A 15,491-nucleotide genomic window follows, 5' to 3' on the forward strand; every position below is an offset into this window, starting at 1 on the left:
TGCCTAGTGGTCGAGGACGCGGGCGGCGAGGTCGCCACGGTCGAAGGAGACGAAGACGTCGCCGAGCCGGGCCAGCAGATACCGGCGCTCGTCCTCGTCGAGCCCACCGAGGAAGTCGTGCACCACCGCGGCGATCGCCGGGACCTCCGGCGAACCCGACGAGGTGAGCCGCGCCGCCACCCGCTCGAACTGGTCACCCAGCAACGGTTCCAACGAACCCGGGTGGTGCTTGAACCAGTAGGTACGCGCCGTCGCCGGATCGGCCAGCACCTGCTCCCGCAGATACCGCAGCTGCGCCTGCTCCAGTTGCTGTTCCAGTTGCTGGACCACCAGATTCCGGCGCAACTGCTCCGCCAGCGTGACCGCCTGCCGTACCTCCGGTTGCACGGTCACCGACACCGTGCAACCGGCCAAGCTGATCTTGGACTGGGTCAGGTCCAGCAGCGGCAGCCGGTAGCTCAGCTCCGCCTCCACCAGCGTCAGCGCCGTCACCTCGGCGGATTCCGTCATGCCGCGCGCGGCGTGGAGCAGGCAGTAGCGCAGCGCCGCCTCGCCCTGCGCCGCCGTCCCACCGAGCAGGTACCAGTCGGCGGTGATCGCCACGTCGAAGGCGGCCCCCGCCATGCTGCTCGGCAGCTGATCGGTGAACTCGCTCCGCCGGATCATCGGTGGCGGTGCCGGTGGCAGGGCTGCCTGCGGTGGGCCGAGCAGGTCGCGGAGGAACTCAAACAGTCCCATTCGTACTCCATCTCTGTGGCTGAGGGTGACGGGTCAGGGAGACATCGACCCGGTGCAGCTCCCTGACCAGGTGTTCCCGGAGCGCGGCGCGCTCCGGGCGCTCGTGGTCCATGGCCGGTGGCTGCCAGTCGTGCAGCAGGCCACGGATCCGGGCCACCCGGCGTCCCGCCGCCGGGCCGGTGGCCACCCCGTGCGCCAACAGCCGCGTGACGAGTCCGGTCCGGGGCGCGTCGCCGGCCGCCGCGTCGCACCAACGACGCAGCAACACCACGATCCCGACCGGGATGTCGGTCCCGACCACGGTTGCCCGGCCGATCGCCGTACCGACCGCCTCCACCACTTCCGGCGGTTCGTGACCGACCGTGGCGAGCACCCGGTCCACCCGGTCGTCGGGGACCCTGCCGGTCGGGGAGTCGGGCACCGGGTCCACGAGTTGGTCGGGGACGCCCACGGCCGGCGGCTGGCCGAGGAGTTCGAGGGCGCGACCGGCCAGGGCGACCCGGGGGCCGGGCGGACCGGCCAACCACCGGGCCAGACGGAGCAGCACGGCGGTACGCAACACCGGCCGGCGCCAGATCGACGACAACGCGGCCAGCACCGCCTCGTCCACCTCGGACTGCCCCCACCGCGCCAGTTGACCGAGTCGGACCAGCGCCTGTTCGACATAGAAGTCCGCGAACCCACCGCCACAGACCCGCGCCACCGTGGCCAGCACCGACGGATGGTTTCTCTGAGCCACCGCCCAGCGGTACAGGCGTCGTCGGATCGCCGCCCCGATCTCCGGGCTGAGCGCGCCCAGTTCGAGGATCTCCACCAGGGGCACCCGCAGTTCCGGTCGCCGGGCCCAGGCCGCCGTCACCAGGGCCAGGATCTCCGGTGAGCGACGTCGCAGGGCGGTCCGGAGCACCAGTTCGGCGATGCCGACGGCGACCGTACGGTCGACCCGGGTGCCGTCGATCGGCAGCCGGGCCACCCAGCGCCAGAGTTCCCGTTCGAACTCCTCGGTGCGGTCGGTGATGACGAAGTCCAGCACCGCGTCGCCGTACCGGGGGCGCCGGAACCGGACCCGACCGGCGGGGTCGAGTTCGGCACCGACCTCGTCCAGCAGGGTCCGGACACCGGCCTCGCCCAGGCCGGGCGGCGGGTTGTCACCGAGCCGGTTCCCCAACAGCTCGGCCGCCCGCAGCACCCGCCCAGGGGCGGACCCGGCCAGGACCGCCGCCGCGACCAGGAAGAGCCTCGGTCGTGGCGCCGGATGCTGGCCGAACCAGGTGTGCAGTTCCGCCTCCCAGTTGCGGAAGGCCGAGACCAGGGCCTCCACGAGATCCTTCGCCGCCGGCTGGTCCGGCCCGTGCAGGTCCTGCCGGTAGGACCGGGCGAACGTGCCGAGGATGTCGTTGGCCAGTCGGGCCAGCCGTACCGCCTCGGCCGGGGTGGCGGTCACCAGCAGACCCGCCACCGTGGGGGTGCCGGCCAGCCACGCGAGGTCGAGATCGGGAAGAAGCCGGCGCAACTGCGCGTCGAGCACCATCGACGCGGGCGGTACGCCGACCCGGAGCACCAGCCCCTCCGACGCCGGGGTGAGCTGGCCCCAGACCTCCTCGGTCACGGTCACCACGACGTAGGAGCCCAGGTCGGCCAGCGCCTCGACGTAGGCGGCGAGGTCGCGGGCGAAACCCGGATGCACCTGCTCCGCCCGTTCCGGCAACTCCAACAGGTACGCGACCTCCGGGTGCATCGGAAGCGCGGTGATGCTCAACTGTTCGTCCCGGGCCGGGTCGAAGGACCGGATCTCGCGGAGCGTACGGCCGGTGCCGTCCAGCAGACGCAGCGCGGCGGTACGCCGTCCGGTCCCAGCCGCCCCGACGAGCACCGCTCCACCGTGGCGCAGCAGCAGCCCGGTGGCCTCCGCGCTGACCAACCGCTCGCCGTCGGTCTGCCGGTAGCCGGGTTCGACGAAGGTGCCGAGCAGGTTGCGTACGTGCTGTTCGGTGAGTTCGTGGTAGTCACGTACCCGGTCGAAGTGCTGGTGCAGGCCCCCGTAGACCACCCCGGCGACCTGGCCGGAGCTGTACTCGACGGAGAACGTGGCCGGCGGCGGGTCGGTCCCCTCCGCCTCGGCGGACTCGCCCTCCAACAGTTCGGTCTCGTCGGGATCGTCCTCGTCCGGACCGGTGTCGGGGGAGCGGGGACCGGGGACGGACGGCACCGTCCGGGTGGCGGTCGGGGCCGGCGGCGGTGCTCCGTCGGCGGGCGGAGCGGGTGGTGTGGACAGGCCGTCGACCGGCTCCCCGGTCGACGCGTCCGGGACCTCGTCGACCGTCCAGGTCATGCCTCGCCTCCCCGGTGCGACTGGTGCATGCCGCCGCTGACCGTGCCGGCGACCTGCCCCGTGTTGTGCCCGACGTACGGGCCGCCGGTGCCTCCCCGGGGCCGCCGCCGGTCGCCACCGGAGCGGTCACCGGAGTCCGGGCGCTCGTCGTCCCGCCCCTTCCGCGCCCCGGCGGCCGACCAGTCCTGCGTGGCCGGTGGAGACAACCGGGGCAGCACCAACGGGCTGCCTGAGGGCTCCGGCACGTAGATCCAGGCGCGTTGGCTGAACTGCTTGCCGGGCACAGTGGCGGCGACCTCGACGAACTGGTCAGGGTGCCGACCGGTGAAGCCGGCCGCCACCACGTCCTGGAACACCCGGTCGGAGAGGACAGCGGCCACGTACGTCACCTCCGCGCTGCCGGCGGCGAGCATGAGGCGTACCGGCTCGGAGTCCAGGAGCCGGTGGGCCTCGTTGCGGGCGGTCCCGTTGCCGCCCAGGTGCCGCCGGTCCGCGTCGAGCGCGACCGGGCCGACGTGCAGGGCCACCCGGAGTCGGATGAGCGGGGTGCCGCGCCGGGAGCCGTTGTTGTACTCGGCCAGCACCTCCTGGAGCGTGGCGAGGAAGGGATGGACGAGTGCGGGCAGCAACCGGGTCGGTACGCCGATCGCGAAGCCGTCGCCGGTCCCGGCGAAGAACGGCGGCATGGTCCATGCCTCGCCGAACCCCGACCGCTGGGCCGCTTCCTCGGCCAGTCGCGGTATGAGGTCGCTGACCTGCTGGTGGGTGCTACCGGGCTCGCCGGTGAAACCCTTCGCGTCCACCGCGAGAATTCCCGTGTAGGGCGGCAGTTCCCGGGTGGTGGTGAATGGGGCGGGGATAGCGGTCACGGTGGCTCCTGCCGTCGAAGGTGACGACAGAGCATCCTGCCGACCGGCGGTGCCCGGATCTGCCCAGCAGTGGGCAGTCGGCGAATCCGGTCAGGAAAGCTCGTAGCCGATCTCGGCCAGGCGCGCGAGGTCGGTCAGGTACATCCGACGGTGTTCCGTACGGAGCACGCCCGCTTTACGGAGCAACGTCAGCTCGGCCACCACCGCGTTGCGGGACGCGCCGATGAGCTGTCCCAGCGCGTCCTGCGGCAGGCCAAGGTCGAGCACCGCCCGGTTCTCGTCGCCGTCCTTGCGGTGTGCCAGCCGCAGCAGCGTCCGGGCCAGTCGTTGCCGTACCGGCAGCAGCGCGATCTCGACCCGTTGTTCGTCCGACTCGCGGACCCGCGCGCTGTGGTACCGGTGCAGCGCCCGGTCGAGTCCACGAGCAGTGATCAGGGCGTTGAACCGTTCGGCGGTCAGCACCCGCGCCTCGACCGGGCGCAACACCGCCACACCGGCGGATCGGGGAGTCCCGTTCAACGCGGCCATCTCCCCGATCAGGTCGCCGCCGAGTCGGATGCCGATCAGGCTCTGGTGACCGTTCATCTCGGTCCGGAAGACCTTGACCGATCCGGAGAGGAGGACGAGGACCTCGCTTTCGGTCGCTTCCTGAAGGAAGAGCACCCGGCCGGCGGGAAGCCGCCTGAGCTGGCCGGCAGTGGCGAGTGCCGCCCAGTCCGCCGGTGGGACGAAGTCGACGAAGCTCGCCTGGGCAGGAGAGGTGACCGGCATGTGCCCACCGTACTGATCCGTCGATGCCCCGGGGTGCCCGTGACGCGCCAGGGGTCGTGCCCGATCTCGCACCTGTGGATACTGACAGGCATGCGCCGGTACGAGATCGACGTCCATGCGGTGTCGCGGGGCAGCGCGCAAACCGTGTACGAGCTGCTGAGGGCGGGCGAGACCTGGCCGACCTGGTCCGGGTTGGGCTCGTTCACGCTGGAACAGCCGAGCCCGATGCCGGACCGGGACGGGGTGGCGGCCAGCGGCGTCGGGGCGGACCAGGCGGTGGGTGCGATCCGGTTGTTCCGTACCGGGCCGCTGCGCAGCCGGGAGCAGATCGTCGAACTGGTGCCGGGGCGCCGGCTCAGCTACGTACTCCTGTCCGGGCTGCCGTTACGTGACTACCGGGCCGATGTCGACCTCACCCCGACCAGCGGCGGGACCGAGATCCGCTGGCGGTCGACCTTCGCCGCCAAGGTGCCGGGCACGGGCTGGTTCTACCGTTGGTTCCTCGGTCGATTCCTGGACCAGACCGTACGCGGGCTGGCCGGTTACGCCGGACGGGCTTCCTCGCCAGCCGGATGAGCCGGCCCGGCTGCCCGGTCAGGGCATGCGCTCGTAGGCCGGCAGGGTGAGGAAGTCGACGAACTCGTCCGCCACCGCCACCTCCAGGAAGAGCGCGCGGGCGGCGTCGTACCGGGCCGGGTCGCCGTCGAGCTTCGTCGTCTCCTCGTGCGCGATCCGTTCGACCAGTTCCCGGGTGACCCGGAGGCCGGCGCCACCGTCGGTGTCGACGGTGACGTTGTTGTGCAGCCACTGCCACACCTGGGACCGGGAGATCTCGGCGGTGGCGGCGTCCTCCATCAGGTTGTTGATCGCCACCGCTCCGGTGCCGGCCATCCAACTGGCCAGGTACTGGATACCGACGCTGATGTTCGCGCGCAGTCCCGCCTCGGTACGGGCGCCAGGCGTGCTCCGTACGTCCAGCAGTTGCGCGGCGGTGACGGTGACCTCCGCGCGGACCCGGTCCAGTTGGTGCGGCCGTTCGCCGAGCTGGGCGTCGAACACCTCACGGCAGATCGGAACCAGGTCCGGGTGGGCCACCCAGGAACCGTCGAATCCGTCGCCCGCCTCGCGTGTCTTGTCCTCCCGCACCTTCGCCAACGCGGTCTCGTTCACCCGGGGGTCGCGGCGGCTGGGGATGAACGCGGCCATCCCGCCGATCGCGTGGGCGCCGCGCTTGTGACACGTACGGACCAGCAGCTCGGTGTACGCCCGGATGAACGGGGCGGTCATCGTGACCGCGTTCCGGTCCGGCAGGAGGAAGTCCGTACCCCGGGCCCGGAACTTCTTCACCACGCTGAACATGTAGTCCCACCGGCCGGCGTTGAGCCCGGCGGAGTGCTCGCGCAGCTCGTGCAGGATCTCCTCCATCTCGAACGCGGCCGGAAAGGTCTCGATCAGTACGGTCGCCCGGATGGTGCCACGCGGGATGCCGAGCCGCTCCTGCGCGAAGAGGAAGACGTCGTTCCAGAGCCGCGCCTCCAGGTGGCTCTCCAGTTTCGGCAGGTAGAAGTAGGGGCCCGAGCCGCGGTCGAGTTGGCGGCGTGCACAGTGGAAGAAGTAGAGCCCGAAGTCGACCAGGGCACCGGCCAACCGCTCCCCGTCGACCAGCAGGTGCTTCTCGGTCAGGTGCCAGCCCCTCGGCCGTACCACGATGGTGGCGAGGTCGCCCTCGTCGAGCGTGTAGCGCTTGCCGGCCGGCGAGGTGAAGACGAGCGTACGGTCGATCGCGTCCCGCAGGTTGAGCTGGCCTTCGATGACGTTCTCCCAGGCCGGGGTGTTCGCGTCCTCGAGGTCGGCGAGCCAGACCCGGGCACCGGAGTTCAGTGCGTTGATGGTCATCTTCGCGTCTGTCGGCCCGGTGATCTCGACCCGCCGGTCGACAAGTCCGGGCGCGGGCTCGGCGACCCGCCACTCGCCGTCGCGGATCGGTGCCGTCCCGGGGAGGAAGTCGAAGAGTTCACCCCGGGCCAGGGCGGTCTCGCGTTCGACCCGCAGGGCCAGGAGTTCCCGGCGTCGCGACTCGAAGGCGTGGTGCAGTTCGGCGAGGAAGCCGAGCGCCTCCGGGGTGAGGATCTCCTCGTACCGGTCGTGCCGTGCCCCGGTGACCTCGACTTCGGCGAGCGGGCTCATCGACGCTCCTCTCCACGCCCCGGGCCACCGCCCGAGTCGATCAACAACCGCGTTTCCCGACTCTAGTGGCTGCCGGGACGGCGGCTGCCGGCTCACTCCAGTGGGATCGCGACGACCGGGCCGCTCTCCAACACGTCACCCGCGGCGATGGTGGCCACCGCCCGGTCACCGAGCAGGCGTCCGTCGACCAGCACCAGCCGTACGCAGTCCGGGTCGCCGGTACGTTCCGGCAGCTTGCCGGTCAGGTCGCGGGCGCGTTCGGCGCTCGCCTCGTCCAGGGTGAACCCGGCCGCTCCCCAGGTGCCCTCGGCGGTGAAGAACGGCTTGCTGTCGTTGTCCAGGTCGCCGTTGAGCACCACGCTCCGGTCGTCGCCGGTCAGTGCGCTGGATGCCTCGTTCAGCCCCCACACCTGGTAGGACCCGGAGCCGGAGTCGGGTGCGCCGGCCACCCCGACCCCGGTGCAACCGGTCAGTGTGAGCAGTGCGGCCAGCAGCAGGAGGGGAAGCGTGCGCCGCGGGTGTCCGTACGTCATCCCGACCGCCCTGTCGTGGACCGCGACGGCGACCGGGGCGCCGTCGACCGGGCGCCAGTTTATCGATCGCGGTCTCCGCGTTCCAGTGCGACGGGATCAGTGCGGGATCGGCGCGCGGGGGTACCCGCCTCGGGGCGTTGGGGAACCGGCGCCTCAGACGGCGCTGGGCGGTTCTCCCGGGGCGCCCGGGGCGGGGCTGGGGCCGGGAGCCGGGGTCCGCCAGTCGGGGCCGAGGACGAGCGGTAGGGCCAGGGCGGCGAGGATGCCGCCGATCAGCGGCGCCACGATGAAGACCCAGAGCTGGGACAGGGCGGCGCCGCCCTCGAACAGGGCTGGGCCGAACGACCGTGCCGGGTTGACCGAGGTGCCGTCCAGTGCCACGCCGACCAGGTGGCATGCGGCGATGGCGAGGCCGATGGCGACGCCGGCGATCGCGCGCTGTTCGAATCTGCTGGTCACCGTGAGGATGACCAGGACCAGCAGGAAGGTGAGCACGATTTCCAGCAGGAAGGTGCCGCCGAGGTTGATGTTCGCGCCGTACCCGTTGGTGCCGAGCGCGCCGCTCTGGTCGACCACGTCGCCGCCCTCGACCAGGATCCAGAGCAGGAGCGCGCCGATCACCGAGCCGACCAGCTGGGAGATCCAGTAGCCGATCGCCCCGGCCAGCGAGATCCGGCCGGTGAGCAGGGCGCCGAGCGTCACGGCCGGGTTGACGTGGCAACCGGAGATGCCGATCAGCATGTAGGTCAGGACGAGCAGGGTGAAGCCGAAGGTGAGCGCCACCACGACCACGCCGCCCTCGACCCGGGCGGCGATGACGCTGCCGACGCCGAAGAAGACCAACAGCAGGGTGCCGAGGAACTCCGCGCCGTAGCGTTTGGTGTTGTCCATGTCGTCAGGATAAGAATGTTTCGGCCATTCTGGGGGATTTCCCCTGATCTTCGCGGCATGTCGGAGGTGTGAGCGGATCGACGCGGGGATTCGGTACGAAATTCGGCACCGCGGCCGTTGCACCCGTCGTGAACGGCCAAAACGTCGATGTGGTGGTGATCGGTGCTGGTCAGGCCGGCCTCTCCGCCGGCTACTTCCTGCACCGGGACGGGCTCGCGCCGGAGTCCGGTTACGTGATCCTGGACGGCGACGACGGACCTGGTGGTGCCTGGCGGCACCGGTGGCGGACGCTGCGGTTGGACGGTGTGCACGGCATCCACGACCTGCCCGGGATGGCGCTCGGACCGGCCGACCCGGCACGGCCGGCGGCCGAGGTGGTGGCCGACTACTTCCGGACGTACGAGCGGGAGTTCGGGTTGCCGGTCCACCGCCCGGTACGCGTCGACGCCGTCCGGGACCGGTCGGACGGGCGCCTCGACGTGGTCAGCGCGGCGGGCACCTGGACCGCCCGGGCGTTGATCAACGCGACCGGCACCTGGACCCGTCCGTTCTGGCCGCGCTATCCCGGGCAGGAGTCGTTCCGGGGCCGGCAGTTGCACACCGCCGACTATCGGGGTCCGGAGGAGTTCGCCGGTGAGCACGTGGTCGTGGTCGGGGGCGGGACCTCCGCGGTGCAGCTGCTCGGCGAGGTCTCCGAGGTCGCCGGCACCACCTGGGTCACCCGCCGGCCGCCGGAGTTCCGGGTCGGCGAGTTCACCCCGCAGGAGCACGGCCGGGCCGCGGTGGCGAAGGTCGACGAGCGGGTACGGGCGGGGCTCCCACCGGCGAGCGTGGTCGGCGTGACCGGGCTGGTGGACACGCCGCGTACCCGTGAGTTGCGGGAACGTGGCGTGTTGCGGCGGCTGCCGATGTTCGACCGGGTCACGCCGGAAGGGGTTGCCTGGGCGGACGGGCGGTTCGTCCGGGCCGACGTGATCCTCTGGTGCACCGGGTTCCGGGCGGCGCTGGACCACCTTGCCCCGCTCCGACTCCGGGCCCCGGGTGGCGGGATCACCATGGACGGCACGCGGGTGGTCGCCGACGAGCGGATCCAACTGGTCGGTTACGGACCGTCGGCAAGCACCATCGGCGCGAACCGGGCGGGGCGTGCGGCCGTACGCGAGATCCGGCGGTTGCTGCGCCCGACGTCTGCCCGTTGACGATCCCGGGCGTTCGAGAGTTGCCCCCTCCTGGCCAGCGGGAATGCCACGCAACGCTCCACAGTGGAGGAGCCGGCGCCGGGTGCATTCCGAAAAATGTTCGGGTATGACACCTTCTGTCGTTGATTGTACAGGTGTACGACCTGGTTACTCGCGGTAGTCGCGCTTAGCCTTAAGGGGGTAAATGACATTGATCACAGAGAATCAAGTTACTCATGCCTGATTCGTAAATTGGTGCCATTTGCTCCCATCCCCTGCGGGTGAGGTCAACCCGCCGACACGAGGAGCACCGCCATGTCTGAGTCCGCCGCCAGCAAGAGCAAGTCAACCTCCCAGCCGCCGGCCAGCGCGGCAGAGTCCGCCGGCACGGAGTCCGTCCCCGCCACCAGTGCCGGCCTGCCACCCACCGCCCAGGTCCTCTTCGCCGTCATCAACGGCGGCAACGGCACCGTCGTACGGAGCCTGGGTGTCACCTCCGCCGCCCGGCTGGCCGTCGGGATGTACCAGGTCATCTTCAGCCACGACGTCACCGGCTCCGCCTACGTCGGCACCATCGGGCTGCCCGGCAGCGACGGCGCGTCGCCCGCCGGTGAGATCGCCGTGGTCGGACGAAGCGGTGTCGCCAACGGCGTCTTCGTACAGACCTTCAACTCCGCAGGTGCGTACGCGGACCGCTCGTTCCACCTCGCAGTGCTCTCCTGACACCCCCCACGGGTGGCCCCCGGGCAGGCTCAGCCCGGGGGTCACCGGTGTCAGGGAGGGGGAGAGGGACACCCCGGTACGGGCGTGAGCGCGCGGCGCCGCCCGACCCGAGTCGAGCGTCGCCGCGCTCTGGCCGTCTCCCACCATCGCAGCCCTTCGGCGGTACGCCAGCGGGGACCTGGCTCGACCGACGTGCAAACCATCGCGTCGGTCAGTTGGTGAGGTTCCCGCCCGTGCGAGTGGCAAACCTCACCCCGGCATCGGATGTCGATGTGTCGCGACCGGTGTCCCGCCGGGTCGAGTGACGCACGCGCGGGCGTCATCCGGTCCCGTTCGGGGTAAGAGGCCGGTCATGGAGCATTTCACTATCGCGACCGTCGCCGAGCGCAGCCCGGACTTCCGTCGGGTGCTGTGGACCGGCGAGCACACCCAACTCGTCATCATGACCATCCCCGCCGGAGGTGAGATCGGCGAGGAGGTCCACGAGGACACCGACCAGATCCTCACCTTCGTCAGCGGAACCGGCGAGGCCCGGGTGGCGGGTGAGACCAAGGCGGTGGCCCAGGGCGACCTGGTGGTGGTGCCGGCCGGAACGAAGCACAACTTCGTGAACACCGGGCCGAACCCACTCGTGCTCTACACCGTCTACGGACCTCCCGAGCACGCCGACCAGGCGGTGCACCGGACCAAGGAGGAGGCGGACGCGGCAGAGGAGGCCGGCCAGGACCAGCCGCCGACCTGACCGGAGCCGATCGTGGCGAGCATCCCGGTGCCGGCTCGGGCCGCGACCACGTCCAGTGGCCGGTCGAAGCGCCGGTGCCGGGCCGCCGTTCACGGGCTGCCGTTCACGGGCTGCCGGTTACGGGCGCGGCAGGACCGGGAGGTTGTCGGCCTCGACCGTCTCCGGGTACTTCAACCCGGCGCCGGTGTTGAGCACCACCACCCGCTCGTCGCTCCGGATCCAGCCACCGGCCCGGAGCTGCTTCGCCGCGGTGAGGCAGGCCGCGCCCTCGGGGCAGAGCAGCAGCCCCTCACGGGCACCGAACTCCCGCAGGTCGGCGAGGATGTCCTCGTCCCGGACCGCGATCGCGGTGCCGCCGGTGTCCCGCAGCGCGTCCAGGATCAGCTCGTCGCCGAGCGGCGCCGGCACGGTGATGCCGAAGGCCACCGTATGCGCGTCCACCCAGGGCTCGGCCCGGCGGGCACCGGAGGCGAAGGCGCGCACGATCGGTGCGCAGCCCGTCGACTGGACCGCCACCAGGCGGGGGAAGCGGTCGCCGATCCAACCGAGCTGTCGCATCTCGTGCAGCGCCTTGTGGATGCCGATCAGGCCGACGCCGCCCCCGGTCGGGTAGAGGATCACGTCCGGCACCTGCCAGCCGAGCTGCTCGACGATCTCGTACCCCATGGTCTTCTTCCCCTCGAGCCGGTAGGGCTCCTTGAGGGTGCTGGCGTCGAAGATCGAGCCCTCGGGGTCGTCCGCCGACGCGGCGATCAGCCCGGCGATGAACCGGCCGGCGTCGTTGATCAGGCCGTCGATCAGGTGCAGATCGGCCCCGGCCGCCAGGCACTCCCGACGGGTGATCGTGGGGGCGTCGACCGGCATGGCGATGGTCGCGCTCATTCCGGCGCGAGCCGCGTACGTGGCCCAGGCGGCGCCCGCGTTGCCGTTGGTCGGCATCGCCACCCGGCGGATGCCGAGTTCACGCGCCCGGGAGATGCCAACCGCCGCACCGCGTGCCTTGAACGAGCCGGTCGGGATCAGTCCCTCGTCCTTCACCAGGAGGCCGGGCAGGCCGATCCCGGCGCCGTACCGGGGCGCCGGCAGCAACGGGGTCCAGCCCTCACCGAGGGTGGTCACGTTCGCCTGGTCGGCCACCGGCAGCAGTTCCCGGTAGCGCCACAGGTCGGCGGGGCGTGCCGCGATCTCGGCCGGCGTGACCGCCGCGGCGACCGCGTCCAGGTCGTACCGGGCGAGCAGGGGCGAGCCGCAGGGGCAGAGGTTCCGTGGCTGGTCGGCCTCGAAGGTGTCGCCGCAGCGCGGGCATTCCAGGTGGGTCAGGTACACCGTTCTCCTCGGCGGTCCGTGCGACGGGACGCTCCGAGTCGGCGTCCGTGCCGGACGCCACCCCGAAGATCAGAAACTGTACGCCGGTCGACCGGCCGGCGGCACCCGGACGCCGGTAGCTGTCCGCAAGGACACCCTCGCGGGTATGGTTCCGCCCCCTCGCAGCGGGCCCGCCCGCGTATCGTCGGCAGGTCCCGACCCGGCGGTGCCGACGGCGGGACTCCGGGCCCCGCATGGTCCCGGCCGCTTCGGGTAGGAGATCGCCATGACCTCATCTGCTGACCAACCGACGGTCGCTCTGCCGGGCGAGGTGGCGATGCCACTGGTCGGGTTCGGCACCTGGCAGGCCACCGGCCGGTCCGGTTACGAGTCGGTCCGGACCGCGCTGGAGGCCGGCTACCGGCACATCGACACCGCCACCGCGTACGGCAACGAGGACGAGGTGGGTCGGGCGCTGCGGGACAGTGGGGTGCCCCGCGAGGAGGTCTTCCTCACCACCAAACTGCCCCCCGAGCACGCCGGCCACGAGCGCCGTACGTTGGCCGCCAGTCTCGCCGCCCTCGGCACCGACTACGTCGACCTCTGGCTGATCCACTGGCCGCCGCAGCGGGGCGCTGGACTCGACACGTGGCAGGAGTTCCTCGCCGTACGTGACGAGGGGCAGGCGCGCGCGATCGGTGTGAGCAACTACAGCACCAGCCAGCTCGACGTGTTGATCCAGGCGACCAGCGAGCCACCGGCGGTGAACCAGATCCGGTGGAGTCCTTCGCTCTACGACCCGCAGGTGGTGGCCGAGCACCGCGAGCGGGGGATCGCGGTGGAGGGTTACAGCCCGTTCAAGACCACCCGGCTCGACGACCCGGTGCTGATCGAGATCGCCCGCGCGCACGGGGTCGAGAGCAGTCAGGTGGTGCTCCGCTGGCATGTCGACCACGGGGTGGTGGTGATCCCCAAGTCGGTGACGCCGGACCGGATCCGGGCCAACTTCGACGTCTTCGACTTCTCGCTCAACGAAGACGAGTTACGCCGGATCGACGGGCTCGCCGGCTAGTCCACCGGTACGCCCCGGCCGGTACGTCGCACCCCGTCGGCCGTCGTTCGTCAGTGGACCTCGGCCAAACGGGCAATTTGCCGGAACTTGGCGGTTATCGTATTATGGCGCTGTTTTTGTCGTAACTGACGTCTTGTTGGCTTCGTTACAAAGATCGGGTTCGAGTGCTTTCTCGGTCCTCGGGATTCCTTGACGTGATCTGAGACGAGGCAACGACGGTGCGTCCTATCTGGCGAAACACATCAACAGCGGCCCTGACCCTCGCGGTCGCCGGCGCGGCGACCCTGGGGCTGGCATCGCCGGCCCTGGCGGCCCCCGGCGACGCGAGCGCCACCGGAGTGGTGGCGCAACTTTCCGCCGAGGTGCTCGGCGTTCCGGTGGTCAGTGCGAACGCCACGATCGGGTCGGTGACGGCACCGCCCGGCGGCGGCACGGACTCGGACACCGGAGTGGCGGTGAGCCTGCCCGGCGCGACCGGTGCGGCGGCCAGTGGCACGCTGTCCCTCGCCGCATCCCGTAACCCGGGCATCTCGACCGCATCGTCCACAATCGAGGATTTCTCGTTGAGCATCCTCGGCGCCAGCGTCGTCACCGCCGACGAGATCTCCGCGTCGGTGAGCTGCCCGGCGGTCGGTACGCAGGTCGCCGACACCGTGCAGAACGGGCTGACCCTATTCGGCGCCCCGGTCAACCTGCTGCCCAACACCCCCGGGGTCGACGGCAGCGTCGCGATCGTGGTCCCCGGCCTGGTCGGGGGAGCGCTCAACGTCACGCTGACCAGCGTCGAGACGGTCGTCGCGACCGGGGCGACCGCCACCGCCGTGATCGCCTCCGCCACCATCACCGGCACGGTGTCCGGCCTGCCGGTCAACATCGACGTCGGCGACGTGACCATCGCCTCGGCGACCTGTGAGCGGGCGCTGGCCCCGGCGGCGCCGATCGCGTCCTCGATCAACCCCAACGCCGGTCCGGAGTCCGGCGGGCAGCTGGTCACCATCACCGGGTCCAACTTCGTACCGGGTGGCACCACAGTCGTCTTCGACGGCGTACCGGGCACCAACGTGACGGTCGCACCGGGCGGTACCTCGCTGACGGTGGTCACCCCGGCCGGCGAGGTCGGACCCGCCTCGGTGGTGGTCAGCACCGCGAGCGGAGACTCCGACTCGCTCGGGTACACGTACCTCGCGGACGGCAGTGACGCGGTCGTCACCGACCTGACGCCGACCACCGGTCCCACCGCTGGCGGCACGCTGGTCACCATCACCGGTACCGGTTTCACCGGGGCCACCGGCGTCACCTTCGACGGCGTACCCGGCACCTCGTTCACGGTGAACCCGGCGGGCACCACGATCACCGTGGTGACCCCGGCCAACGCCGCCGGACCGGCCACGGTCAACCTGGTCTTCCCGGCCGGTACCGCGACCGCGCCGGTCTTCACCTACGTCGCGCCGACCATCACCGACATCACCCCGGAGCAGGGCCCGACCTCGGGTGGCACCAGCGTGACGATCACCGGTACCGGCTTCACCGGGGCCACCGGGGTGACCTTCGGCGGCAACCTCGGCACCAACCTGGTGGTGAACGCGGCGGGCACCTCGCTGACCGTCACCACCCCGCCGGGACCGGTCGGACCGGTAGACGTGGTCGTGCTCCTGCCCGGCCCGGACGCCACCGCGCCGGACGGCTTCACGTACGTCCTCGCCGCGCCGACCATCAGCGACCTCGACCCGGACCAGGGCCCGACCGCGGGCGGTACGACCGTCACGGTCGACGGCAGTGGCTTCGTCCCCGGCGAGACCATCGTCAACATCTGCGGGCGGTCGATTCCGGCCACCTCCGTCACGGTCAGCCCGGACGGGCTGTCGCTGACCTTCGTCACCCCGCCGTGCGGGGCCGGGAACACCACGGTCACCGTCACCACCACGGAGGGCAGCTCCAGCGGTCTGACCTTCCGGTACGTGAACGGCGGCCTGCCGGTCACCGGCGCCCCCGCGAGCACCCTGTTCGTGCTGGCGCTGGTGCTGATCGGAGCCGGTGCTGTCGCGCTGGTGCTGATCCGTCGCCGGGCGCGCCTCTCCTTCACCATCTGATCGACCGGTAGCCGATCCGGGCTCCGGGGCAATCGCCCCCGGAGCCCGGATCTGTTCGTC

14 protein-coding genes are annotated in these 15,491 nt (G+C 71.2%); 6 read left to right on the forward strand and 8 right to left on the reverse strand.

Annotation, left to right across the window (positions count from 1 at the left end):
* Positions 1 to 3 precede the first annotated feature (3 nt).
* From BDK92_RS24015 to BDK92_RS24030, 4 genes are all read right to left on the reverse strand, one after another.
* Positions 4 to 738, reverse strand: coding sequence for a hypothetical protein (locus BDK92_RS24015; protein WP_121158735.1), 735 nt, complete (start codon positions 736 to 738; stop codon positions 4 to 6).
* Positions 725 to 3,070, reverse strand: a complete 2,346-nt coding sequence (locus BDK92_RS24020) for a hypothetical protein (protein WP_121158736.1) — start codon at positions 3,068 to 3,070, stop codon at positions 725 to 727. The genes BDK92_RS24015 and BDK92_RS24020 overlap by 14 nt, the downstream gene beginning before the upstream one ends.
* Positions 3,067 to 3,939, reverse strand: a complete 873-nt coding sequence (locus BDK92_RS24025; RefSeq protein WP_121158737.1) for a hypothetical protein — start codon at positions 3,937 to 3,939, stop codon at positions 3,067 to 3,069. The genes BDK92_RS24020 and BDK92_RS24025 overlap by 4 nt, the downstream gene beginning before the upstream one ends.
* A gap of 90 nt (positions 3,940 to 4,029) precedes the next feature.
* Positions 4,030 to 4,710 carry a Crp/Fnr family transcriptional regulator gene (locus BDK92_RS24030; protein ID WP_170208670.1) on the reverse strand — a complete coding sequence of 227 codons (681 nt, stop codon included), beginning with the start codon at positions 4,708 to 4,710 and terminating at the stop codon, positions 4,030 to 4,032.
* 90 nt (positions 4,711 to 4,800) lie between these two features.
* Here BDK92_RS24030 and BDK92_RS24035 point away from each other — a divergent pair, with 90 nt between their 5' ends.
* On the forward strand, positions 4,801 to 5,286 hold the full coding sequence (locus BDK92_RS24035; RefSeq protein ID WP_121162530.1) for an SRPBCC family protein: 486 nt from the start codon (positions 4,801 to 4,803) through the stop codon (positions 5,284 to 5,286).
* An 18-nt stretch (positions 5,287 to 5,304) separates the two neighbouring features.
* On the opposite strand, the gene aceB is transcribed toward BDK92_RS24035, so the two are convergent.
* From aceB to BDK92_RS24050, 3 genes are all read right to left on the reverse strand, one after another.
* On the reverse strand, positions 5,305 to 6,897 hold the full coding sequence (aceB, locus tag BDK92_RS24040) for a malate synthase A (protein WP_121158739.1): 1,593 nt from the start codon (positions 6,895 to 6,897) through the stop codon (positions 5,305 to 5,307).
* A 92-nt stretch (positions 6,898 to 6,989) separates the two neighbouring features.
* Positions 6,990 to 7,430, reverse strand: a complete 441-nt coding sequence (locus BDK92_RS24045) for a hypothetical protein (RefSeq protein ID WP_121158740.1) — start codon at positions 7,428 to 7,430, stop codon at positions 6,990 to 6,992.
* A 153-nt stretch (positions 7,431 to 7,583) separates the two neighbouring features.
* On the reverse strand, positions 7,584 to 8,321 hold the full coding sequence (locus BDK92_RS24050; RefSeq protein WP_121158741.1) for an MIP/aquaporin family protein: 738 nt from the start codon (positions 8,319 to 8,321) through the stop codon (positions 7,584 to 7,586).
* Positions 8,322 to 8,449: 128 nt separating this feature from the next.
* Here BDK92_RS24050 and BDK92_RS24055 point away from each other — a divergent pair, with 128 nt between their 5' ends.
* The 3 genes from BDK92_RS24055 (at position 8,450) to BDK92_RS24065 (ending at position 10,964) form a co-directional block, all read left to right on the forward strand.
* Positions 8,450 to 9,520 carry an NAD(P)-binding domain-containing protein gene (locus tag BDK92_RS24055; RefSeq protein WP_121158742.1) on the forward strand — a complete coding sequence of 357 codons (1,071 nt, stop codon included), beginning with the start codon at positions 8,450 to 8,452 and terminating at the stop codon, positions 9,518 to 9,520.
* Positions 9,521 to 9,814: 294 nt separating this feature from the next.
* Positions 9,815 to 10,222, forward strand: coding sequence for a hypothetical protein (locus tag BDK92_RS24060; protein ID WP_121158743.1), 408 nt, complete (start codon positions 9,815 to 9,817; stop codon positions 10,220 to 10,222).
* Positions 10,223 to 10,574: 352 nt separating this feature from the next.
* The gene (locus BDK92_RS24065; protein ID WP_121158744.1) at positions 10,575 to 10,964 is read left to right on the forward strand and encodes a cupin domain-containing protein; all 390 of its coding nucleotides are present in this window, start codon (positions 10,575 to 10,577) and stop codon (positions 10,962 to 10,964) included.
* Positions 10,965 to 11,081: 117 nt separating this feature from the next.
* Here the strand turns inward: BDK92_RS24065 and BDK92_RS24070 are convergent, their stop codons facing one another.
* Positions 11,082 to 12,290 carry a threonine synthase gene (locus BDK92_RS24070; RefSeq protein ID WP_121158745.1) on the reverse strand — a complete coding sequence of 403 codons (1,209 nt, stop codon included), beginning with the start codon at positions 12,288 to 12,290 and terminating at the stop codon, positions 11,082 to 11,084.
* Positions 12,291 to 12,555: 265 nt separating this feature from the next.
* Here BDK92_RS24070 and BDK92_RS24075 point away from each other — a divergent pair, with 265 nt between their 5' ends.
* Both BDK92_RS24075 and BDK92_RS24080 read left to right on the forward strand, forming a co-directional pair.
* Positions 12,556 to 13,341: an aldo/keto reductase gene (locus BDK92_RS24075; protein WP_121158746.1), complete on the forward strand. Its 786-nt coding sequence runs from the start codon at positions 12,556 to 12,558 to the stop codon at positions 13,339 to 13,341.
* A 218-nt stretch (positions 13,342 to 13,559) separates the two neighbouring features.
* The gene (locus tag BDK92_RS24080; RefSeq protein WP_147457104.1) at positions 13,560 to 15,431 is read left to right on the forward strand and encodes an IPT/TIG domain-containing protein; all 1,872 of its coding nucleotides are present in this window, start codon (positions 13,560 to 13,562) and stop codon (positions 15,429 to 15,431) included.
* Positions 15,432 to 15,491: the final 60 nt, after the last annotated feature.

The organism is Micromonospora pisi, from assembly GCF_003633685.1.
Classification (GTDB): Bacteria; Actinomycetota; Actinomycetes; order Mycobacteriales; family Micromonosporaceae; genus Micromonospora_G; species Micromonospora_G pisi.

Coding starts and splice junctions, on each gene's coding strand:
- BDK92_RS24015 (WP_121158735.1), bottom strand. CDS start 738: ATGGGACTGTTTGAGTTCCTCCGCGACCTGCTCGGCCCACCGCAGGCA.
- BDK92_RS24020 (WP_121158736.1), bottom strand. CDS start 3,070: ATGACCTGGACGGTCGACGAGGTCCCGGACGCGTCGACCGGGGAGCCG.
- BDK92_RS24030 (WP_170208670.1), bottom strand. CDS start 4,710: ATGCCGGTCACCTCTCCTGCCCAGGCGAGCTTCGTCGACTTCGTCCCA.
- BDK92_RS24035 (WP_121162530.1), top strand. CDS start 4,801: ATGCGCCGGTACGAGATCGACGTCCATGCGGTGTCGCGGGGCAGCGCG.
- aceB (WP_121158739.1), bottom strand. CDS start 6,897: ATGAGCCCGCTCGCCGAAGTCGAGGTCACCGGGGCACGGCACGACCGG.
- BDK92_RS24045 (WP_121158740.1), bottom strand. CDS start 7,430: ATGACGTACGGACACCCGCGGCGCACGCTTCCCCTCCTGCTGCTGGCC.
- BDK92_RS24050 (WP_121158741.1), bottom strand. CDS start 8,321: ATGGACAACACCAAACGCTACGGCGCGGAGTTCCTCGGCACCCTGCTG.
- BDK92_RS24060 (WP_121158743.1), top strand. CDS start 9,815: ATGTCTGAGTCCGCCGCCAGCAAGAGCAAGTCAACCTCCCAGCCGCCG.
- BDK92_RS24065 (WP_121158744.1), top strand. CDS start 10,575: ATGGAGCATTTCACTATCGCGACCGTCGCCGAGCGCAGCCCGGACTTC.
- BDK92_RS24075 (WP_121158746.1), top strand. CDS start 12,556: ATGACCTCATCTGCTGACCAACCGACGGTCGCTCTGCCGGGCGAGGTG.